The organism is Nocardia sp. NPDC050713, assembly GCF_040654315.1.
Taxonomy (GTDB): Bacteria; Actinomycetota; Actinomycetes; order Mycobacteriales; family Mycobacteriaceae; genus Nocardia.
On sequence record NZ_JBFAHS010000003.1, the window covers coordinates 107016 to 127240 of the forward strand.

Here is a 20225-nt window from a genome sequence, read left to right on the forward strand (position 1 = left end):
GCGCTCAGACTGCTCAGCGAACCGCCAGTGCGGCGATCAGAGGATGGGCGTCGGACGCGGCTCGATCCGACCGCCGCTCGGTACGGCGAAGCTCGCCCCGTGCCGCACGGCGGTCGCAGGATCGGTGACGTCCGCCAGATAGAACCAGTCCATCTGGGTCTGCTCGGCAGTGACGTCGAGAACCCCGTACCCGTGCGACTCCAGCTCGACGTAGCGCATGTGGTGGTTGAAACTCTTGAACGATTCCTCGATCGGAACCGCCACGGTGCGTGGGGGCGCCTCCAGCATCTCGCCGATGCTCGTCGAGGTGACCGACGGGACGACGAACTCCGCGCCCGCCGTCGGTCCGCCGGGATAGTTCGCGGCATTGACCGGCAGGTCCGAAGCCCAGGAGGAGTGGATGTCGCCGGTCAGGAAGACGACGTCGCCGACCTGGTGTTCGGTGATCGCGCCGAACAGACGCTGCCGGTCGGCGGTGTAGCCGTCCCACTGATCGGCGTTGGCGGGCACGCCGGACTGCGGCACGCCGAGCGCGGAGGTGATGGCCGCGGTGGTCGCGGGCTCCAGCGGCGGGAAGACCAGCGGCGCGATCATCACCGAGTTGCCGACCAGCTTCCAGCGCACCGGCGCCGAGACCAAACCCGCGGTGAGCCAATCCATTTGGGCCTTGCCGGTGATCGTGCGCGCGGGGTTGTCGACCTCGCGCCAGCCCGCGCCGGGCGACACCTCCTGATCGCGGTAGCTGCGCAGATCGAGCATGGACAGCTCGGCGAGGGTGCCGAAGCGCAGCCTGCGGTAGATCTGCACGTTCGTCCCCGAACCGGTGGCCCGCACCGGCATCCACTCCAGGTAGGCGCGGGCCGACGCGGCGCTGCGGTCCTGCCAGCTGCCGTGTATCGCGGGATCGTGATGGTTGGCGCCGCCGGACCAGGAGTTGTCCGCGGACTCGTGGTCGTCCCAGGTGCAGATGAACGGCAGCAGCGCGTGCAGCGCGGACAGGTCCGGATCGGTCTTGTACTGGCCGTGGCGAATCCGGTAATCGGTCAGTGTGACGATCTCGTTGGCCGGATCGTGCGGCCGCACCGCGCCGTGGCGGCCGCCGTACTTACCGCGGCCGTATTCGTACAGGTAGTCGCCGAGGTGGATGATCGCGTCCAGATCCGAGCGGTCGGCGAGGTGCCGGTAGGCGGCGAAGTAGCCCGCCTCCCAGTTCGAGCAGGAGACGACGCCGAAGCGCAGTCGGTCCGGTGTCTCCGAGGGAGCGGGCGCGGTGCGGGTGCGACCGGTCGGCGAGGTCTCGCCGAGCGCGGTGAATCGGTACCAGTAGTCGCGACTCGGGGCCAGGCCGGACGCGTCGATCTTGACGGTGTGGTCGGCATCGGCGGTGGCCGTCGCCGTTCCGGAGGCGGCGATCGAGGCGAAGTCCGCGTCGTCGGCGATCTCCCAGCGGACCGAGGCGTCCGCCCCGACGCCCGAGCCGGGCGTGGCGTCGTCGGAGACCGTCACCCGGGTCCACAGGACGATGCCAGTGGGCAGCGGATCACCGGAGGCGACACCGTGCCGGAACACCGGACCGGACGCGCGCGCGAGCGTCGGCACGAGCAGCACGCCCGCGGTGGCCGCCGCCGCGCCACCCTTCAGTAGCGCGCGCCTGCCGAACGGACCGGTCGGGACGGCATCTGAAACGACCACGTTTTCAGCCACGACACAAGATCACAGCCGATGCGCGGCGCACTCGCAAATCGACACGGCGTAAGCCCGGCGGATTGCTGGCTCGACCGGGCGTGTCGGAGCCGAGTTGTACGGTCGAAAGCATGAGCGATGGGCTGTTCGACGTGCCGGGCCAGGCGGCGGAGTCGGATGCGCTGGGCGCAGCGGGCGTGGATTTTCGCGGTCCGGGAGGCGCCGCGCCGCTTGCCGTGCGGATGCGGCCCGCCACCTTGGACGAGGTCGTCGGACAGCAACATCTGCTCGGACCCGGCTCGCCGCTGCGCCGGTTGATCGAAGGCTCCGGCGCAGCGTCGGTGCTGTTGTTCGGTCCGCCCGGTACCGGCAAGACCACGCTGGCCTCGCTCATCTCGCAGGCCACCGGCCGCCGCTTCGAGGCGCTCTCCGCACTCTCGGCCGGGGTCAAGGAGGTGCGGGCGGTCATCGACTTGGCGCGCAGGAGGCTGGCGGTCGGCGAGCGCACCGTGCTGTTCATCGATGAGGTGCACCGCTTCTCGAAGACCCAGCAGGACGCGCTGCTCGCCGCGGTCGAGAACCGGATCGTGCTGCTGGTCGGCGCGACAACGGAGAATCCGTCGTTCTCGGTCGTATCGCCGCTGCTGTCGCGCTCGCTGGTGCTGCAACTGCGTTCGCTGACCGACGCCGACATCCGCGTCGTGCTCGAGCGCGCGCTCACCGATCCGCGCGGCTTCGGCGGCTCCTACACCGTCACCGACGAGGCGCTCGACCACATCGTGCGGATCGCCGGCGGCGACGCGCGCCGGGCACTCACCGCACTCGAGGCCTCGGCCGAGTCCTCGCTCGACGGCACTGTCGACCTGGCGCTCGTCGAGGCGAGCGTGGACAAGGCCGCTGTGCGCTACGACCGCGCGGGTGATCAGCACTACGACGTGATCAGCGCCTTCATCAAGTCGATCCGCGGCTCCGACGTCGACGCGGCGCTGCACTACCTGGCGCGCATGATGAGTGCGGGGGAGGACCCGCGCTTCATCGCGCGGCGGCTGGTCATCTCCGCGAGCGAGGACATCGGCATGGCCGACCCGATGGCGTTGCAGACCGCGGTCGCGGCCGCGCACGTCGTCCAGCTGATCGGCATGCCCGAGGCCCAGCTCACCCTGACCCACGCGACCATCCACCTGGCCACCGCCCCGAAATCCGGCGCGGTCCCCGCCGCGCTCGGCGCCGCCATGGCCGACATCTCCGCCGGCAAAGCGGGCGCCGTGCCACCGCACCTGCGCGACGGTCACTACACGGGCGCCGCGCTGCTCGGCCACGCCCAGGGCTACAAGTACCCGCACGACGACCCCGACGGCGTGCTCGCCCAGCAGTACCCGCCGGACGATCTCGTCGGCGCGGACTACTACCGCCCGACCGATCACGGCTACGAACGCGAGGTCGGCCCGCGCGTCGACCGCCTGCGCCGCATCGTGCGCGGAAAGTGAGGGCCGCGATGTGCCCGGTGGCCGCCGCGTTCGCCGGAAGGTCGCCGGGGCTTTCGTAGCGGCCGGTCGATGAAAAACCAGGTGCGCCCCACCGGTAGGCTGGATACCTGTGCAGACCCACGAGATTCGACGGCGTTTCCTGGACCATTTCGTCCGTGCCGGACACACCGAGGTGCCGAGTGCCTCGCTGATCCTGGCCGACCCCAACCTGCTGTTCGTCAACGCAGGCATGGTCCAGTTCAAGCCGTACTTCCTGGGCCAGGAGGCGCCGCCCTACCCGCGGGCGACCAGCGTCCAGAAGTGCGTGCGCACCGGCGACATCGAAGAGGTCGGCGTCACCACCCGGCACAACACGTTCTTCCAGATGGCGGGCAATTTCTCCTTCGGCGATTACTTCAAGGAGGGTGCCATCACCCTCGCCTGGGAGCTGATCAGCAAGTCCCAGGAGGAGGGCGGCTTCGGCTTCGACACCGACCGGATCTGGGTCACCGCCTACGAGGACGACCCGGAGGCCGCCGAGATCTGGCACCGGGTCGCGGGCATCCCGAAGGAGCGGATCCAGTTCCGCGACGGCAAGGACAACTACTGGGACATGGGCGTGCCCGGCCCCGGCGGCCCGTGCTCGGAGATCTACTACGACCGCGGCCCCGCCTACGGCAAGGAGGGCGGCCCCGTCGCCGACGAGGACCGCTACCTCGAGATCTGGAACCTCGTCTTCATGCAGGACGTGCGTGGCGAGCTGAGCCCGAAGCTCGGCCACCCGCCGGTCGGCTCGCTGCCGAAGAAGAACATCGACACCGGTATGGGCGTCGAGCGTGTCGCCATGCTGTTGCAGGGCGTGGAGAACGTCTACGAGACCGACCTGCTGCGCCCGATCATCGACAAGGCCGAGGAGTTGACCGGCCGGTCCTACGGCGTCGAGCACGCCGACGACGTGCGCTTCCGCGTCATCGCCGATCACGCCCGCACCGCCGCCATGCTCATCTCCGACGGCGTCAACCCCGGTAACGACGGCCGCGGCTACGTGCTGCGCCGCCTGCTGCGCCGCATCGTGCGCTCGGCCCGCCTGCTCGGCGCCGAGAAGCCGGTGATGGCCGAGTTCATGAAGGTCGTCAGCGACCTGATGTCGCCGTCCTACCCCGAGCTTGGCACCGACTTCGGTCGCATCGAGACCGTCGCGGTCGGCGAGGAGACGGCGTTCCTCAAGACGCTCAACACCGGCTCGACGCTGTTCGACAACACCGCGGCCGCGGTGAAGGCCAAGGGCGGCAAGAAGATCGCCGGATCGGACGCCTTCACCCTGCACGACACCTACGGCTTCCCGATCGACCTCACCCTGGAGATGGCCGCCGAGGCCGGGCTCTCCGTGGACGAGGAGGGCTTCCGCACGCTCATGGCCGAGCAGCGGCAGCGCGCCAAGGAGGACGCCGCCGCCCGCAAGCACGCGCACGCCGACCTGAGCATCTACAAGGAGCTGGTCGACCGCGGCGCCACCGAGTTCACCGGCTTCGACGAGCTCACTTCCGAGGCGCACGTGCTCGCCCTGATCGCCGACGGCGTCCGGGTGCCCACCGCGACCGCGGGGCACGACGTCGAGGTGATCCTGGATCGCAGCCCGCTGTACGCGGAGTCCGGCGGCCAGATCGCCGACCGCGGCAGCATCACGGCCGCGGGTCTCAAGCTGCGCGTCAACGACGTGCAGAAGATCGCCAAGAAGCTGTGGGTGCACAAGACCACCGTCGAACAGGGCCAGATCACCGAGGGTGACGTGGTGCTCGCCCAGGCCGATCCGGCCTGGCGCAGCGGCGCGACCCAGGGCCACTCCGGCACGCACATGGTGCACGCCGCGCTGCGGCAGGTGCTCGGCCCGAACGCGGTGCAGGCCGGTTCGCTGAACAAGCCCGGCTACCTGCGCTTCGACTTCAATTGGCAGGGCCAGCTGACCGAACAGCAGAAGGCCGACATCGAGGCGGTGTCCAACGACGCCGTCGGCGCCGACTTCCCGGTCAACACCTTCGTCACCGACCTGCCCAAGGCCAAGCAGATGGGCGCGCTCGCGCTGTTCGGCGAGAACTACGGCGACGAGGTGCGCGTCGTCGAGATCGGCGGCCCGTTCTCGATGGAGCTGTGCGGCGGCACGCACGTGCAGCACTCGTCGCAGATCGGCCCGATCACGCTGCTCGGCGAGTCCTCGGTCGGTTCGGGCGTGCGGCGCGTCGAGGCGTTCGTCGGCCTCGACTCCTACAAGTATCTGGCCAAGGAGCGGGCGCTGCTCGCCGGTGTCGCCGCCTCGCTGAAGGTGCCCTCGGACGAGGTGCCCGCCCGCGTCGAGCAGCTGGTGGAACGGCTCAAGATCGCCGAGAAGGAACTCGAGCGCACCAAGATCGCCGCGGTGCTCTCCTCGGCCGGCAAATTCGTGGACGAGGCCGAGCGCCTCGGTGGTCTGCTGCTGGTCGCCGCGGCCGCGCCGGAGGGCGTCGCTGCGGGCGATCTGCGCACCCTCGCCACCGATATCCGTGGGCGCTTCGGCAGCGAGCCCGCGGTGGTGGTGCTGCTCGGCAACGCCGACGGCAAGGTGCCGTTCGTCGTCGCCGTGAACAAGGCCGCGCAGGAACTCGGCGTGAAGGCGGGCGATCTCGTCGGCAGCTTCGGGCCGAGCATCGCCGGTCGTGGTGGCGGCAAGCCCGAGATGGCGCAGGGCGCCGGTTCCGATCCCTCCGGGATCGCGGCGGGTCTGGCCGCGGTCCGTGCCCGGGTGGCCGAAATCGCCGGGTGATGCCCGACTCCGAGAGTTCGCGTTCGACGGGCCTGCCGCACGCCGCGGACCGGCCCGATCCGGCGGCCGATCCCGGCCGTGGCAGACGCCTCGGCATCGACGTCGGTAGTGTCCGCATCGGCGTCGCCTCCAGCGACCCGGACGGCATACTCGCGACCCCCGTGGAGACCGTGCCGCGCGCGAAGAAGAACGCGCGCGGCGCGGGTACGGCAACCGATATAGCCAGAATTGCCGAAATTGTGCGGGAATACGAAGCCGTTGAGGTTATTGTCGGTCTGCCGCGCACATTGCGCGGGGAAAAGGGAACCGCGGCGGGGCTGGCCATCGCGTTCGCCGAACGTTTGCGAGCAGAGATTGCTCCCGTGCCGATCAGGCTTTCCGACGAACGTTTGACTACGGTGTCAGCTGCACGTGCATTGCGGGACAGTGGAGTTCGCGCGCGTGGCCAGCGGCAGGTGATCGATCAGGCGGCGGCCGTGTCGATCCTGCAAGGATGGTTGGACGAACGGAGTGCGGTGTTGAGGTCGTTCGAGGAAGCGACGCGGGATGTGTCGTCCGGAGACGATGCATGACTGATCGATGGGCGCGGGCCGAGGAACGGTACCGACAGCGCGAGGCTGATCGGCGCTACCGACGGGACGACCGAGCCTGGGACAGAGACGGACGAGATACCGGCGGCCGGTCGGCCGGGCCGCACGACTGGGACGACTACGAGGACGACACCACCGTCATCCCCCGCTACACCGACGACGACGAGCCGCTCTACGACGACGAGCCCCGGTACGAGGATCAGCCGTTGTACGAGGACGACGGCTACGACGACGAGCCGGACTACGACGAGCCGGAACCGCCGGAGCCGCCTGAGCGCGCGCCGCGATCGTCGGCTCGCAAGCTCGCGGCCAAGGGCAAGGAGTCACGGCCGGCGCGCGGTTCGCGCCGCAAGCGTTCCCGGGTGGCCTCCCGCAAAGCGGCCGAGCGCAAGCGCAAGCGCCGCAACATGTGGCTCATCGGCGGCGTGCTCGCGGTGCTGCTGATCGGCGCGGGAGGTTTCGCGGTCAAGAAGCTGGTCGGCGAATTCGAGCCGCCGGAGGATTTCGCGGGCCCCGCAGGGCCGCTGGTCGTCGTGCAGGTGCACCCCGGCGACACCTCGTCGCAGATCGCGGAGACCATGGTCGAGAAGGGCGTCGTCGCGAGCACCGGAGCGTTCTTCGAAGCGGCCGTGCGCAATTCGAACATGAGCTCGGTGCAGCCCGGGTACTACCAGATCCCCAGCCGCAGTCCCGCCGCCGAAGCGGTCGCCGCGCTGCTCGGCAAGAACTCGCGTGTCGGCAACCTGGTCATCTCCGAAGGACGTCAGCTGCACGACCAGCACGACGTCAACACCGGGGCGCGCAAGGAGGGGATCTACACCAAGATCGCCGCCGCCAGCTGCATCGGCACCGGTGCGCAACAGAAGTGCGTGACCTACGAGGAACTCGACGCCGCGGGCTCCAGCGCCGATCTGGCCGGACTCGGCGTGCCGTCCTGGGCCGAGCAGTCGGTGCGCGAAGCGCCGGACCGCAAGCGGCAGATCGAGGGTCTGATCGCGGCGGGCACCTTGGACTTCGACCCCAGCGGCACCCCGCAGCAGATTTTGCGCCAGCTGATCACCTCGAGCGCAGCGAGCTACGAGTCCACCGGGCTGCTGAGTTCCAGCGGGAAGAACAAGCTCAGCCCCTACGAGACGCTGATCGCGGCGTCCCTGGTGGAGCGGGAAGCGCTGCCGCAGGACATGCCGAAGGTCGCGCGGGTGATCGTGAACCGGCTGGAAGTCGAGCAGCCGCTGCAATTCGACTCGACGGTGAACTACTCGCTGGACCGCACCGAGGTCGCCACCACCGACGAGGACCGGGCCACCCGCACCCCGTGGAACACCTACGCGATGTCCGGCCTGCCCGCCAACCCGATCTCCGCGCCTTCGCTGAACGCATTGCGCGCCATGGAGAATCCGGAACCGGGCGACTGGCTGTACTTCGTGACGATCGACCAGAAGGGCACCACGCTGTTCACCGAGAGCTACTCCGAACACCTGCGCAATATCGAAAAGGCGCAGCAGAGCGGGATTCTCGACAGTGGACGGTGAATCTGTGCGCAAGGCGGCGGTACTCGGCAAGCCGATCGCGCATTCCCGTTCGCCCCAGCTGCATTTGGCCGCGTATCGTGCGCTCGGCCTGGACTGGACCTACGAGCGCATCGAGTGTGCGGCCGAACAGCTGCCCGGACTGGTGGACGGGCTCGGACCGGAGTGGGTCGGCCTGTCGGTGACCATGCCCGGCAAGGAGGCGGCCTTGGCCTGCGCCGACGAGCGCACCGATCGGGCGGTGCTCGTCGGCTCCGCGAACACCTTGGTCCGCACGGCGCGGGGCTGGCGCGCCGACTGCACCGACGTGGACGGCGTGCTCGGCGCGCTGCGCGGCGGCGGCGTGACCGAGATCGCGGAGGGGCTGGTGCTCGGTGCGGGCGGCACGGCGCGGCCGGCCTTGCTCGCGCTCTCCGAACTCGGCGCGAAGTCGGTCACCGTGGTCGCCAGGGACGCCGGACGCGCCCGTAGCGCGCTGGAGCTTGCCGACAGGCTCGGGATGACGGCGAACGTGATCGCCTTCGACAGCGACGCCGTGCGCGGCGCGAGCGCGAGCGCGGGCGCGGTGGTCAGCACGATCCCCGCCGCGGCGGGCGCCTTGGTGGCCGAGGCGGTGGCGGTTGCGCCGGTGGTGCTGGACGCCATCTACAACCCCTGGCCGACCCCCCTGGCCGCGGCCGTCGAACGCGCCGGGCACACCGTGGTGAGCGGGTTGCAGATGTTGCTGAACCAGGCCTACGGGCAAGTGGAGCAGTTCACCGGTCGCCCCGCGCCGCGTGCCGCGATGGCGGCGGCGGTCGACGCCTGACATCTCGACCGACATTCGGTCGGATGATTTCGGCGGCCGGAAATTTCTGACACCGGTTCTAGTTCTGTTCCCCGGGCCTGCGCGTTAAGGTGTTTCCCATGATTGCTTGGGTAGTGCGAGCCGTCCTGCTCGGTGCGCTGGTCGTGGCTCTGCGCACCGTGCTCGGGTTCGCGATGGTGCAGTGGCCGACGCAGGGCTCGTGGATGCGGATGCTGTGCCTGCTCGTGCTGCTGGTCGTCATCGTGGGGTGGGGCGCGCTGGACGGGCGCAGGGACCGCGCGGCGCACCCGGATCCGGAACGCGGCTCGGATTTGACCATCCGGTGGCTGAAGGCGGCCGTGGCCGGCGGGCTCGGCAGCGGCGCGGTTTCCTGGCTGCTGGATTTCCTGCCGCGCTTCGACCTCGGCGACAACGGTCTGCTGTTCGAACTCACGGCGGGCGCGTCGTTCATCATCCTGCTGATCTTCATCCCCGGCCTGATCGGCGTCGGCATCGGCCGGATGCTCGCGGGACGGCGGGCCGACAAGAGCACGCCGTCGCTCACCAACAATCCCGCCGCCGCGGGCGCCTGACCCTCGAACGCGAAACAGCGCCGCCCCTTGAAAGGGTGTGGCGCTGTAGTCGTCTGGGCGCGAATACTTCGCGAGGTTCTTGGCGGTGACGACAGGGAACAGCGCCGCAGCCGAGATTCGTGTTACGGCGCTGTTCCGACGTTTCCGCTACAGCAGGATCGCGCCGCCGCTCGGGCTCTGCTCCCGGGCGATGGCGGAGTACGCCGCGGCCAGCAGGCTGGGATCCGGGCCCTCCAGCCGGCCGGGCTTGGCCAGTCCGTCGAGGACGACGAAGCGCAGTACGCCGGAGCGGGTCTTCTTGTCGGTCTGCATGGTGTCCAGCAGCTGCGGAAGCGCGTCGGCGTCGTAGCTGGTCGGCAGGCCGACGCTGGACAGGATGGCGCGGTGGCGGTCGGCGGTGGCGTCGTCGAGGCGTCCGGCGAGGCGGCCGAGCTCGGCGGCGAAGACCAGGCCGACGGAGACCGCGGCGCCGTGACGCCAGCGGTAGCGCTCCCTGCGCTCGATCGCGTGGCCCAGCGTGTGGCCGTAGTTGAGGATCTCGCGCAGGCTGGATTCCTTGAGGTCGGCGGCGACCACGTCGGCCTTGACCTGGATGGCGCGGGCCACGAGTTCGGGCAGCACGTCGCCGGTGGGATCGAGCGCCGCCTCCGGATCGCGCTCCACCAGGTCCAGGATCACCGGGTCGGCGATGAAACCGGCCTTGATGATCTCGGCCATGCCCGCGACGATCTCGTTGCGCGGCACGGTCTCCAGCGTCACCAGATCGACCAGCACCGCGGCCGGCTCGTGGAAGGAGCCGACCAGGTTCTTGCCCGCCTCGGTGTTGATGCCGGTCTTGCCGCCGACCGCGGCGTCCACCATGGCGAGCAGGGTGGTCGGCACGTGCACGACCTGGACGCCGCGCATCCAGGTGGCCGCGACGAAACCGGCCAGGTCGGTGGCGGCGCCGCCGCCGAGGCTGACCACGACGTCGTTGCGGGTCAGGCCGATGCGGCCGAGCACCTCCCAGCAGAAACCGGCGACGGCGAGGTCCTTGCCCGCCTCCGCGTCCGGGATCTCGATGCGGTGCGCGTCCAGGCCGGTCTCGGCCAGCGCCTTGCGCACCGCCTCGGCGGTCTCGGCCAGCGGCGGCTGGTGGAAGATCGCGACCGTGCGCACGCCCTTGGTCGCGCCCGTCACCGACTCGACGAGTTCGCCGAGCAAGCCGCGGCCGATGATCACCGGATACGGGTCGGCGGTGCGTACCTGGATACGACTCGGCTCTGTCACTGCTGCTCCGATTCTGTTCGTGCCGATTGCTCGAGTGCTCGCGCGCGGGCGCGGCGAGCGCGGGCGCGCCGGGCGCGGCCGCTGGAACTGGTCTTCGTCGCCGATTCTGCCGCCGCGGTGTGCGCGGTGAGGTCGGCGGGTGCGTCGGAACCGGCGCGGCGAAGCGCCCGGGAGCGGGCGCTCTGGTTCTCGCCCGTGGCCGAGGCACTCGCGGGTTCCGCGTTCTTCGGTGCCGGAGTCGTCGAATCGGCTTGACCCACAACGGAAACGGCGGATGCTTGCGAGCCGGCAGGGTTCGGTGCGCCCGCGGGGCGGCACGCCCTTGGGCGACGGGCGCGTCCCGAGGTGGGCGTCGTGCCGGTGTCCTCGGGTCGCGCGCCGGAGGCGATGAGCCGGGGGAGCCAGGACCTGGGCTCCGCGCGTGGCGCGGTGGACTCGGTGCGATTCGGTTCGCCGGAGGACGTTCGGGCCGCCGGGCGCCTGCGGCGAGGACGACGTCGCCTGCCGGAAGCCGTGCCCTCGGCTGTGCTTCCCGCGCGCGAGGCGTCGGACTGTGCGCCGGATGCCCGCTCGGCGTCGGCTCCCTCGCCTCGGGCGGCACCGACTCCGGCCGCACCGCGGTCTTCGCGCACGCCGACGTCCGGGTTCGCGCTGCCTTGGCTCGCGTTCACCGCGGTTGCGTGCCGAGCGTCCTGGGTCGCCGCGGACGAGTCCTCGGTTGCCGCGCCCGAGCGCGCGATGTCGGAGCCCTTGGTCGCGACGTCGGCGCTTCCGGTCCTGCGGCCGAGTTTCGTTGCGGCAGAGCCGGTTTCCTCGTCGGCCGCAGCGTTCTCGGTGGTCGCGGCACTGCTCGCCGTGCCCGCGGCACCGCTCGCCTTGTCCGTGGTGCTGTTGGACACAGCGCTGTTCACTTCGGCCGCAGTGCCGTCGTCCTTGGCGCCGGTGCCGGTTTGCTCGGCCGCAGCGCTGTCGTTCTTGCCCGCCGCACCGGTCTGGTCGGTCGCGGCGATCTCGTTCTTGGCTGCCGCGCGGCGGGCGGCGGCACGAGCCCTGGCCCGGCGACGGGCACGGGAGCGGCTGCTGCCCTGCCCTTCCGGCGTCTGGGCCGCGGCGCGGCCGGTCGCGGTGGCTTCGGGTTCGGGATCGGCGGTGGGCGCCGCGGGTTCCATGCCCAGTTTGTCCAGGATCATTCGCACCACCCGGCCGGGGCTGCGCCCGTCGGTGCGCACCCGCACCGTGGCGACCTCGCGGTACAGCGGGCGGCGCTTGCGCATCAGCTCGCGGTATTTCGCGCCGGGATCGTCGCCGTTGAGCAGGGGGCGCTGGTTGCTCGCCCCGGTGCGCCGCAGCCCCTCGGCCACGCTGATCTCCAGGTACACCACGGTCCGGTTGCGCAGCAGCGCCCTGGTGTCCTTGGACAGCACCGCGCCGCCGCCGAGCGAGACCACGCCGCGCTCAGCGAGGATGGCGCGCCGCACCACTCGCTCCTCGATCCGGCGGAACTCCGGTTCCCCGTCCGCGGCGAAGATCTCGGGGATGGTGCGGCCGGTCTCGCGCTCGATGCCCGCGTCGGTGTCGTACAGGTCGACGCCGAGTTCCTTGGCGAGCTTGCGGCCGATCGTCGATTTCCCCGCCCCCGGCGGTCCGACCAGCACCACGCGCGGTGCGCGCGGGTCGGTCTGCACGATCATTGCGGCCGACTGTCCGCCGGGACGTGCGGGCGGGTGCCGATCCGCTTGACGTAGCTGGTGATGTTGTCGACGGTCTCGTTCAGCGAATCGCCGCCGAACTTCTCCAGCGCGGCCTGCGCGACGACCAGCGCCACCATCGCCTCGGCGACGACGCCCGCGGCGGGCACGGCGCACACGTCGGAGCGCTGGTGGATGGCCACGGCCTCCTCGCCGGTGCTCATGTCGACGGTGGACAGGGCGCGGGGCACCGTGGAGATCGGCTTCATCGCCGCGCGCACCCGCAGTGGCTCACCGTTGGTCATGCCACCTTCGAGGCCGCCCGCGCGGTTGGTCGAGCGCAGCACGCCGTCCGGCCCGGGCCGCATCTCGTCGTGCGCCTGGCTGCCGCGCCTGCGCGCGGTCTCGAAACCGTCGCCGACCTCGACGCCCTTGATGGCCTGAATGCCCATGAGCGCGGCGGCCAGCCGGGAGTCGAGGCGGTTCTCGCCGCTGACGAACGAGCCGAGACCGACCGGAAGTCCCTCCACGACCACCTCGACGACGCCGCCGAGGGTGTCGCCGTCCTTCTTCGCCGCCTCGATCTCGGCGATCATCGCCGCCTCGGCGTCGGCGTCGAACGCGCGCACCGGGCTGGCGTCGACGGCGTTCAGATCCGCGGCTGTGGGAATCACGCCGGTGGTGTTGGCGGCGGCGCCGATCGAGACGACATGCGAGACGACCTCGACCCCGAAGGCCTGGCGCAGGAAGTTGCGCGCCACGGTCCCCGCCGCGACGCGCGCGGCCGTCTCTCGGGCGCTGGCGCGCTCCAGCACGTTGCGCGCGTCGTCGAAGCCGTACTTGAGCATGCCCGAGTAGTCGGCGTGCCCGGGGCGGGGCCGGGTCAGCGGGGCGTTGCGGGCCAGGTCGGCCAGCTCGGCCGGATCGACGGGATCGGCGGACATGACGGTCGTCCACTTCGGCCACTCGGAGTTGGCCACCTCGATGGCGACCGGACCGCCCATCGTGCGCCCGTGGCGCACGCCGCCGACCATGGTCACCTTGTCGGCCTCGAACTTCATCCGGGCGCCGCGCCCGTAGCCGAGCCTGCGGCGCGCGAGCTGAGCGGAGATGTCCTCGGACGTCACTTCGACACCCGCGACCATCCCGTCCAGGATGGCGACGAGGGCGGGACCATGGGATTCTCCGGCAGTTATCCAGCGCAGCACGCTGTCCATCCTTCCATGTCGGGGCGGTCCGACCCGCATCCGGTCCGCCGTGATCACTGGCACGTAGCCGACGCGAGCCGCGCCCGAGTCTTCTTACTGGCTATCGCCACTCGCAAGCCAGACGTACGCCGCCGCCGACTGCTCGCTGTTCGAGCCCGAACGTGCTCACAGTTCGCAAGCGGTCGGGTGTCCGTGCGCCGCGCACCGCGAGCGGCTGCCGTTCTGCCACCGTCGAGGCATCGCTCACTCGATACCGTCAAGGCATCACCCGCTCGCTACCGCCAAAGCGAACAGCGTCGCCAGGCACATCGACGGGCCGTGTGCCACGGTGTCGGGCGGCGGCCGCGAACCCATCGCAATCCGAGAGATTCGATGGCGAACCAGCATCGCCAGTCCGACGCCCGCGGTGAGTACCGGCGCGGCCAGCGCGGCCCACACCCAAGCCTGCGCACCGCCGAGCGCCGCGGCGGCTCCGAGTCCGATCGCCAGCTTCGCGTCGCCCGCGCCGAGGCATGCCGGAGCGGCGAAGTGCACCATCGCATAGGGTGCCGCGAGCAGTGCGGCCCCGATCACCGCAGCTGTGAATTGTGTTGTGAACAGGGCGTATCCGAAGACGGCCAGCGCGCCCCATCCAGTGAGCGCGTTGGGTAGCCTGCGCTGTCGAAGATCGTTGAGACTCAGCGCCGCACACCATCCCGTCAGCGCGGCGAATGCTAGGTAGGCCATGCGATCCACCCTTGTTGATGCACGGCCCGTTTCGAAGTGCTCGATGCGAAATGTGCATAACCGCAGCGCATGTGAACACCCGATGGATCGGAATCGCGGGGAGGGACACGTAGGGCGGCCTGGCGGGTTCGGGCCTGAAAGGCTCATGACTCCGGCGCCTCGCTCGCGCGAACGGCATGCGGGTTTCACGCGGGCCGTCGAGCGCGCGGCAAGTCCCCATTCGGCATCCGCGCCCGATTCGTCCCGCTCGTCCTCCCTGCGCCCGGCGCCAGCAGGTGACGGTTCGGGTGTTGGACTGCCGCACCACCGCGTGTCGGCGGTAGCTTTGACCCATGTCTGCTGATCACGCGGGCCGTGGGCCCGACTACGCGGCGCGCCGGGGCGCACTGCGCAGTCTGCTGGTGGAGAACGAGGTCGACGCGCTGCTGGTCACCGACCTGGTGAACATCAGGTATCTGACCGGCTTCACCGGCTCCAACGCCACGCTGCTCGTGCATTCCTGGGACATGCGCAACGACGAGGAACGCACCGTGATCGGGACCGACGGCCGCTACCGCAGCCAGGTCGTCGAGCAAGCGCCCGACCTGCGCGCCGAGATCGCTCGCGGCACCGCGCGACGGATCGTGGAGCTGGCGGGGGAATGGCAGCTCGGCCGGGTCGGTTTCGAGAGCCATGTGGTGACCGTCGACCAGCACAGCGGTTTCGTCGAGCAGAAGACCGGGCTGGAACTCGTTGCGACGCCCGGCTTGGTCGAGCAGTTGCGCATGGTCAAGGACGCCTACGAGGTGGAACAACTGCGCAAGGCGTGCGCGGCGGGCGACGCCGGGCTGGCCACGCTGCTCGAACGCGGCGGACTACGGCCGGGGCGCACGGAGCGGCAGGTCGCCCGCGACCTCGAATGGGCGATGTACGAGCACGGCGCCGAGGCCATCTCCTTCGAGACCATCGTGGCCGCGGGCGCCAATTCCGCGATACCGCACCACCGTCCGACCGACGCCGTGCTGGCCGCGGGTGATTTCGTGAAGATCGATTTCGGTGCCGTCGTCGGCGGCTACCACTCCGACATGACCCGCACCTTCGTGCTCGGCCGCCCGACCGACTGGCAGCGCGAGGTCTACGCACTGGTCGTGGAGTCCCAGCGGGCCGGGCGCAAGGCGCTGCGACCGGGCGCGCAGGCCGGTGAGGTGGACGCGGCGGCGCGCTCGGTGATCGAGGCGGCGGGCCACGGCAAGCTGTTCGTGCACGGTCTCGGGCACGGCGTCGGCCTGCGCATCCACGAAGCGCCGGGGATCATGAAAAACGGAACCGGTACACTTCTATCCGGCGTGGCGGTGACCGTCGAACCAGGTGTGTACTTTCCCGGCCGCGGCGGCGTCCGAATCGAGGACACGCTCGTGGTGCGCGAAGGGGGCCCTGAGCTGCTCACCCACACCAGCAAAGACCTGACCGTCGTCGAATGACGCCGGTTACCTGAGAACAGGAGATCCGAAGACAGTGGCGGACACCAGCGACTTCAAGAACGGCCTCGTGCTGAAGATCGACGGTCAGCTCCAGCAGATCGTCGAATTCCAGCACGTCAAGCCGGGTAAGGGCCCCGCCTTCGTGCGGACCAAGCTGAAGAACGTCGTGTCCGGCAAGGTCGTCGACAAGACCTTCAACGCGGGTGTCAAGGTGGAGACCGCGACCGTCGATCGTCGCGACATGACCTACCTGTACCACGACGGCTCCGACTACATCTTCATGGACGGCGAGACCTTCGACCAGATCTCGATCGCCGAGGCCACCATCGGCGACGGCGCCCGCTTCCTGCTGGAGAACATGGCCGTCCAGGTGGCCGTGCACGAGGGCGAGCCGCTGTTCGTCGAGCTTCCCGTCTCCATCGAGCTCGTGGTGCAGCACACCGACATCGGCCTGCAGGGTGACCGCTCCACCGGCGGCACCAAGCCCGCCACCCTGGAGACCGGCGCCGAGGTTCAGGTGCCGCTGTTCATCAACACCGGCGACAAGCTGCGCATCGACTCGCGCGACGGCAGCTACCTCGGCCGCGTCAACGCCTGATCACCGGTCGCTCGCGACGGGAGCGCGCGACCCGGTGGCAGGTCCACCGTGGCGGGCGCTCCTGCCGCCCTGATACAGAACGACAGGGATGATGTGATCGTGGCGGAACAGCCCGCAGACAAGAAATCCACGTTCAAGAAGCTGGGCGCCCGGCACAAGGCCCGGCGCCGCGCCGTGGACCTGCTGTTCGAGGCGGAGGCCCGCGACGTCGACGCCGCCGACCTGCTCGACGAGCGCGTCGACCTGGCGACGAAGGACCAGACCGTCGCCCCCGTGCACGCCTACACCCGGACCCTGGTCGAAGGCGTCGCCGACGACCTGGACCGCGTGGACGGCACCATCGAGTCCTACTTGCAGGACTGGACGCTGTCCCGGCTGCCCGCGGTGGACCGCGCCATCCTGCGCATCGCCGTGTGGGAGCTGTTCCACGCCAACGACGTTCCGCCGGTGGTGGCCGTCGACGAGGCCGTGGAGCTGGCCAAGGAACTCTCGACCGACGACTCGCCGTCGTTCATCAACGGCGTGCTCGGTCAGGTCGTGCTCGTCGCGCCGCAGGTGCGCGCCGCGGCGGCCGCGACCCGTGCCCCGCGCCCGGAGCCCGAGGCGTGAACAAGTACCTGGTCATGGTGATGCGCACGCCGCGCTTCGACCCGGCGGTCATCGAACCGCACAAGGAGTTTTTGAACGAGTTGGTGGAACGCGGTCGGCTCGTGGAGAGCGGCCGCTTCACCGACGGCACCGGCGGCGCCTACGTGATCCGTGCCGAGAGCCTCGCGGCGGCGCGCGAGATCGCCTTCGCCGACCCGGTGCACACCACCGGCGCGTCGGAACTGACCGTGTACGAGTGGGAGATCACCGTCTCCGCCTGAGCCGCACCGCCCGATCCGGCTCCCGCCGGTGGGTGTACTGGGCCCGGCGGGAGCCCACCGGGACGTCTGCGGTGTCCCGGGCCGGGGGTGTGCCCGCCGCTGGTACCGACCGGATCACCGGCGACGGGCACTCAGTGATCCTCATACCTCGAGTGCGCTCGAGGTCAATTCGCTGTGGCGCGCGTCATGGACCGGGCTCGGCCGTTCGAATCAGCCGACGCCGAGCTGGTCGCCGGCGCCGCGGAGCGGACGGGCGCTGTCGCGCAGCGCTTTCGCCACGATGTCGTCGACGTCGGCATCGTCGTGGTCGGCGGGCAGACTCATCTCGAGTCCGTCGAACAGCTCGCGAACCTCCGCCACGCCGGGTTGCTCCGCCAGCGTCGATTTGGGTGCCCTTGCCGGTCCAGGTATGCGCGTCGTCCTCGGCGCCTTCGGCGAGGGAACGGTAGAGCGCGGCGTACCGGTCGCACAGCTCCACATTGATGGGGTCGAGTATCTCCATGCGCACCAACATCTCTCGACGATCGTGCAGCGCTTGCCGCACGCAGTCCGGCAGCGTGACCACCCGCGTGTGCGCGCCGGTACCGCCCTTGAAGATCCAGCGGTCGGTGCCAGACCTGGCCTGCGCCAGCGCGTCCGACACCTCGTTGCCGAGCGCGAATCGGACCGCGGCCAGACCGTCGAGCGTGCGTTGCGTGCTGGTCAACAGCGCGTCGATGGTGGCGGTGCCGACCACCGGACGCAGGCGGTCGGCCAAGCGCGGGCGCGGCGCCACCGGTCCAGGCGGCTCGCTGCGCCGGCCGCGGACCCTCGCCGGGCCGACATTGGCCTGGCTCCAGAGCTATCCGGTCGCCCACACCGACCCGACGGCCCGCGCGCTACGCCTCGCCCTGGGGTCCGGCGCCCGGCGGCTCATCGAACTGTGGTCGCCGCTGCTGTGCTGGATCATGCTGAGCCGCGGGGATATCGACGGCTTCGTGGGGTATCGCGCCGGTCTGGTCGATCTGCCCGCGGGCAGTCTCATCGCGCGGGAATCAGGCGTCACCGTAACCGGTTTCGACGGCGCGCCGTTCGACGACCGGATCGATCCATCCGGTGAGGAGGTCAGCTTCGTCGCCGCCCGTCCTGACGTGCTCTCCGAGTTGACCCTGCTGATGAAATCGGCCGCGGATATCACCGTGACCGGTCTCGGCGGCGGTCGCGGCGACGCGGCCGCCGTCTAGCAACGAGCCGACCTCACTGGAAAGCCATGGCGTTCTCTTCCACCCACTGACGGAATGGCCTGCCGGGGGAGCCGGTGATCCGCGAGACCGTGTCGCGGACCGCGAGCAGTTCATCGTTGACATCCCCGCCGGTCACGTCCAGTACCGCGTCCGCGGCTTCTTCGCCGAAGACCGTCACCATGGTCGCCCGAGCCTGCACACGACCGATCTCGGCGCATTCGATCTCCCGGTCCAGCACGGCGGCGATGGTCGCCACTTGCTCGCGTGGCGTGATGCGGTCGGGGCCGGTCAAGGCATAACGGTGGCCTCGGTGACCGGGCTCGGTCAGCGCGACACGGGCCACCGCCGCGATGTCCGCCGGGTGGATCGTGGGAAGCCCGACATCCGCGTAGGGCACCTGGACCGATCGGCGTTCCTGGATCGCGTCCGCCCAGAGCAGGGCGTTGGAGGCGAACTGCGTCGGACGCAGGATGGTCCAGTCCATACCGCTGGTTTCGAGCAACCGCTCCACAGCTGCGTTCTCGGCGGCGGGGCCGAGGTGGGGATGGGTCTGGACGGTGATCGATGACACCAGCACCACATGCTCCACACCCGCTCGGCGCGCGGCGTCGAGGATGTCGGCATCCGGGCCGAGCCGTGAGACGAGAAACATCGAGCGCACTCCGTCCAGCGCGGGCTCCAGCGAAGCGACGTCGGCGAAGTCGCCCTCGGCGGCCTCGACCCCCTCGGGAAAGGAAGCGTCGGCGTTGCGGGTGAGAGCTCGCAGAGGTCCGGCGTCGACGGCCCGCAGCTGCTTCAGTAGCGCGCTACCTACGTTCCCGGTGGATCCGGTGATCAGCATCATGAGCGACTTCTCCTTGTCCGCGGTGATCGACTGGCGAAGACGCTAAGACCTCAATGCGACTCGAGGTCAAGAAAAATGCTCTCGCTACTCGGATGCGGCCACCGGACCGAGCGCGCTCAGCCGGTGACGAGCAGCGCCGTGACCGAGCCGACGGTGGCGAGGAGCGCGAGACCGCGGCCGGTCAGCACGAACCGCCTCATCGGCACGCACATCACCGTGGAGTCGGCTGGACGCGCCGCTCTGAGGCCGCTCCCGTGCGGCGATGAGAGATCATTAGACTACTTCTCGCAACGTCGCAACGAGGAGTGTGGAATGGTCGCCGAAACGCCCGTGACAGGAACCGCCGAACTGGCCGGATTGCAGACCGGAGGGTGCACCGCCGAGCAGGCGTGGGCGTTGTTCGATCGACTGCCCGGCGTGCGGGTCGCCGAGGTGGCGACCGGGCGCTGGCGCGGCGAGGAGATCGACACCGGACATCCGTTCGACGGCATGCTTGTCGCCTCGGGTTGGTACGGCAAGCAGTTCGACGGTCCGGACGCCGTGCACCCGCTGCTGTTCGCCGACGCCGCGGGGACGGTGTTCCCCGTCGATCCCCGCAGGGTGCCGCTGAGCTTGGCGGGCAAGGTGCCGCTGTCCGGTGTGCGGATGCTGCGCTCGATGCTGCCGGTGCTCGGTCCCGCGCTGCGCGCCCGCAAGCCCACCGCGCGGCTGCGCGATATCGAGTACCGGGGCGAGGTGGGCGCGGCGATGGTCTACGACCACCTGCCGATCATCGACCACTTCCGCCGCGTCGACGCGCACACGCTGTTCGGTGTGATGGACCTGCGCGGCATGACCGAGCCGTACTTCTTCGTCCTGCGTCGGTGAGTCGCGGCCCGGCCTACCATCGAACTAG

18 protein-coding genes and 1 pseudogene are annotated in these 20225 nt (G+C 70.1%); 12 read left to right on the forward strand and 7 right to left on the reverse strand.

Translation table 11 applies throughout. The features are described 5' to 3' along the window. Positions 1 to 36 precede the first annotated feature (36 nt). Positions 37 to 1692: an alkaline phosphatase D family protein gene (locus AB0H49_RS06975; RefSeq protein ID WP_357248186.1), complete on the reverse strand. Its 1656-nt coding sequence runs from the start codon at positions 1690 to 1692 to the stop codon at positions 37 to 39. Positions 1693 to 1814: 122 nt separating this feature from the next. Here AB0H49_RS06975 and AB0H49_RS06980 point away from each other — a divergent pair, with 122 nt between their 5' ends. From AB0H49_RS06980 to AB0H49_RS07005, 6 genes are all read left to right on the forward strand, one after another. Continuing rightward, complete coding sequence (locus AB0H49_RS06980) at positions 1815 to 3170, forward strand: replication-associated recombination protein A (protein WP_357248189.1); 1356 nt, start codon at positions 1815 to 1817, stop codon at positions 3168 to 3170. Between the two features lie 109 nt (positions 3171 to 3279). Continuing rightward, positions 3280 to 5946 carry an alanine--tRNA ligase gene (alaS, locus tag AB0H49_RS06985; RefSeq protein WP_357248192.1) on the forward strand — a complete coding sequence of 889 codons (2667 nt, stop codon included), beginning with the start codon at positions 3280 to 3282 and terminating at the stop codon, positions 5944 to 5946. Then, positions 5946 to 6518, forward strand: coding sequence for a Holliday junction resolvase RuvX (gene ruvX / locus AB0H49_RS06990; RefSeq protein ID WP_354999738.1), 573 nt, complete (start codon positions 5946 to 5948; stop codon positions 6516 to 6518). The genes alaS and ruvX overlap by 1 nt, the downstream gene beginning before the upstream one ends. Beyond that, positions 6515 to 8068: an endolytic transglycosylase MltG gene (locus tag AB0H49_RS06995; RefSeq protein WP_357248196.1), complete on the forward strand. Its 1554-nt coding sequence runs from the start codon at positions 6515 to 6517 to the stop codon at positions 8066 to 8068. Before ruvX ends, AB0H49_RS06995 begins: the two co-directional genes overlap by 4 nt. Then, the gene (locus AB0H49_RS07000) at positions 8058 to 8873 is read left to right on the forward strand and encodes a shikimate dehydrogenase (RefSeq protein WP_357248199.1); all 816 of its coding nucleotides are present in this window, start codon (positions 8058 to 8060) and stop codon (positions 8871 to 8873) included. The genes AB0H49_RS06995 and AB0H49_RS07000 overlap by 11 nt, the downstream gene beginning before the upstream one ends. 98 nt (positions 8874 to 8971) lie before the next feature. Further along, positions 8972 to 9445 carry a B-4DMT family transporter gene (locus AB0H49_RS07005; RefSeq protein WP_354999741.1) on the forward strand — a complete coding sequence of 158 codons (474 nt, stop codon included), beginning with the start codon at positions 8972 to 8974 and terminating at the stop codon, positions 9443 to 9445. A gap of 147 nt (positions 9446 to 9592) precedes the next feature. Here AB0H49_RS07005 and aroB read toward each other — a convergent pair whose 3' ends face one another. From aroB to AB0H49_RS07025, 4 genes and pseudogenes are all read right to left on the reverse strand, one after another. Beyond that, complete coding sequence (gene aroB / locus AB0H49_RS07010) at positions 9593 to 10714, reverse strand: 3-dehydroquinate synthase (protein WP_354999742.1); 1122 nt, start codon at positions 10712 to 10714, stop codon at positions 9593 to 9595. Between the two features lie 1163 nt (positions 10715 to 11877). Further along, positions 11878 to 12405, reverse strand: a pseudogene (locus AB0H49_RS07015) (shikimate kinase); the annotation flags it as partial. Further along, entirely contained in the window at positions 12402 to 13619 is a 1218-nt protein-coding gene (gene aroC, locus AB0H49_RS07020; RefSeq protein WP_357248203.1) for a chorismate synthase, read from the reverse strand. The pseudogene AB0H49_RS07015 and the gene aroC, both read right to left, overlap by 4 nt. A 255-nt stretch (positions 13620 to 13874) precedes the next feature. Next, a complete protein-coding gene (locus AB0H49_RS07025) occupies positions 13875 to 14336 on the reverse strand; it encodes a prepilin peptidase (RefSeq protein ID WP_357248206.1) in 462 nt (153 codons plus the stop codon). 332 nt (positions 14337 to 14668) lie between these two features. On the opposite strand from AB0H49_RS07025, the gene AB0H49_RS07030 reads away from it, so the two are divergent. The 4 genes from AB0H49_RS07030 to AB0H49_RS07045 all read left to right on the forward strand — a co-directional run bounded on the left by AB0H49_RS07030 (position 14669) and on the right by AB0H49_RS07045 (position 17263). After that, a complete protein-coding gene (locus AB0H49_RS07030; protein ID WP_357248209.1) occupies positions 14669 to 15796 on the forward strand; it encodes a Xaa-Pro peptidase family protein in 1128 nt (375 codons plus the stop codon). 34 nt (positions 15797 to 15830) lie between these two features. Beyond that, a complete protein-coding gene (gene efp / locus AB0H49_RS07035) occupies positions 15831 to 16394 on the forward strand; it encodes an elongation factor P (RefSeq protein ID WP_354999746.1) in 564 nt (187 codons plus the stop codon). Positions 16395 to 16493: 99 nt separating this feature from the next. Further along, on the forward strand, positions 16494 to 17003 hold the full coding sequence (gene nusB, locus AB0H49_RS07040) for a transcription antitermination factor NusB (RefSeq protein ID WP_354999747.1): 510 nt from the start codon (positions 16494 to 16496) through the stop codon (positions 17001 to 17003). Next, positions 17000 to 17263 carry a YciI family protein gene (locus tag AB0H49_RS07045; protein ID WP_354999748.1) on the forward strand — a complete coding sequence of 88 codons (264 nt, stop codon included), beginning with the start codon at positions 17000 to 17002 and terminating at the stop codon, positions 17261 to 17263. The genes nusB and AB0H49_RS07045 overlap by 4 nt, the downstream gene beginning before the upstream one ends. A 210-nt stretch (positions 17264 to 17473) precedes the next feature. Here AB0H49_RS07045 and AB0H49_RS07050 read toward each other — a convergent pair whose 3' ends face one another. Further along, the gene (locus tag AB0H49_RS07050; protein WP_354999749.1) at positions 17474 to 17623 is read right to left on the reverse strand and encodes a hypothetical protein; all 150 of its coding nucleotides are present in this window, start codon (positions 17621 to 17623) and stop codon (positions 17474 to 17476) included. Between the two features lie 335 nt (positions 17624 to 17958). Here AB0H49_RS07050 and AB0H49_RS07055 point away from each other — a divergent pair, with 335 nt between their 5' ends. Next, positions 17959 to 18486 carry a hypothetical protein gene (locus AB0H49_RS07055; RefSeq protein ID WP_357248213.1) on the forward strand — a complete coding sequence of 176 codons (528 nt, stop codon included), beginning with the start codon at positions 17959 to 17961 and terminating at the stop codon, positions 18484 to 18486. A 13-nt stretch (positions 18487 to 18499) separates the two neighbouring features. On the opposite strand, the gene AB0H49_RS07060 is transcribed toward AB0H49_RS07055, so the two are convergent. Continuing rightward, a complete protein-coding gene (locus AB0H49_RS07060; protein ID WP_357248216.1) occupies positions 18500 to 19330 on the reverse strand; it encodes an NAD(P)H-binding protein in 831 nt (276 codons plus the stop codon). 330 nt (positions 19331 to 19660) lie between these two features. Here AB0H49_RS07060 and AB0H49_RS07065 point away from each other — a divergent pair, with 330 nt between their 5' ends. Then, positions 19661 to 20197: a DUF4334 domain-containing protein gene (locus AB0H49_RS07065; protein ID WP_357249035.1), complete on the forward strand. Its 537-nt coding sequence runs from the start codon at positions 19661 to 19663 to the stop codon at positions 20195 to 20197. Positions 20198 to 20225: the final 28 nt, after the last annotated feature.

What these genes read in the sequence shown, in the direction of transcription:
- AB0H49_RS06980 (WP_357248189.1), top strand. Translation starts at nt 1,815, where the DNA reads ATGAGCGATGGGCTGTTCGACGTGCCGGGCCAGGCGGCGGAGTCGGAT.
- ruvX (WP_354999738.1), top strand. Translation starts at nt 5,946, where the DNA reads ATGCCCGACTCCGAGAGTTCGCGTTCGACGGGCCTGCCGCACGCCGCG.
- AB0H49_RS06995 (WP_357248196.1), top strand. Translation starts at nt 6,515, where the DNA reads ATGACTGATCGATGGGCGCGGGCCGAGGAACGGTACCGACAGCGCGAG.
- AB0H49_RS07005 (WP_354999741.1), top strand. Translation starts at nt 8,972, where the DNA reads ATGATTGCTTGGGTAGTGCGAGCCGTCCTGCTCGGTGCGCTGGTCGTG.
- aroC (WP_357248203.1), bottom strand. Translation starts at nt 13,619, where the DNA reads ATGGACAGCGTGCTGCGCTGGATAACTGCCGGAGAATCCCATGGTCCC.
- AB0H49_RS07025 (WP_357248206.1), bottom strand. Translation starts at nt 14,336, where the DNA reads ATGGCCTACCTAGCATTCGCCGCGCTGACGGGATGGTGTGCGGCGCTG.
- AB0H49_RS07030 (WP_357248209.1), top strand. Translation starts at nt 14,669, where the DNA reads ATGTCTGCTGATCACGCGGGCCGTGGGCCCGACTACGCGGCGCGCCGG.
- AB0H49_RS07060 (WP_357248216.1), bottom strand. Translation starts at nt 19,330, where the DNA reads ATGATGCTGATCACCGGATCCACCGGGAACGTAGGTAGCGCGCTACTG.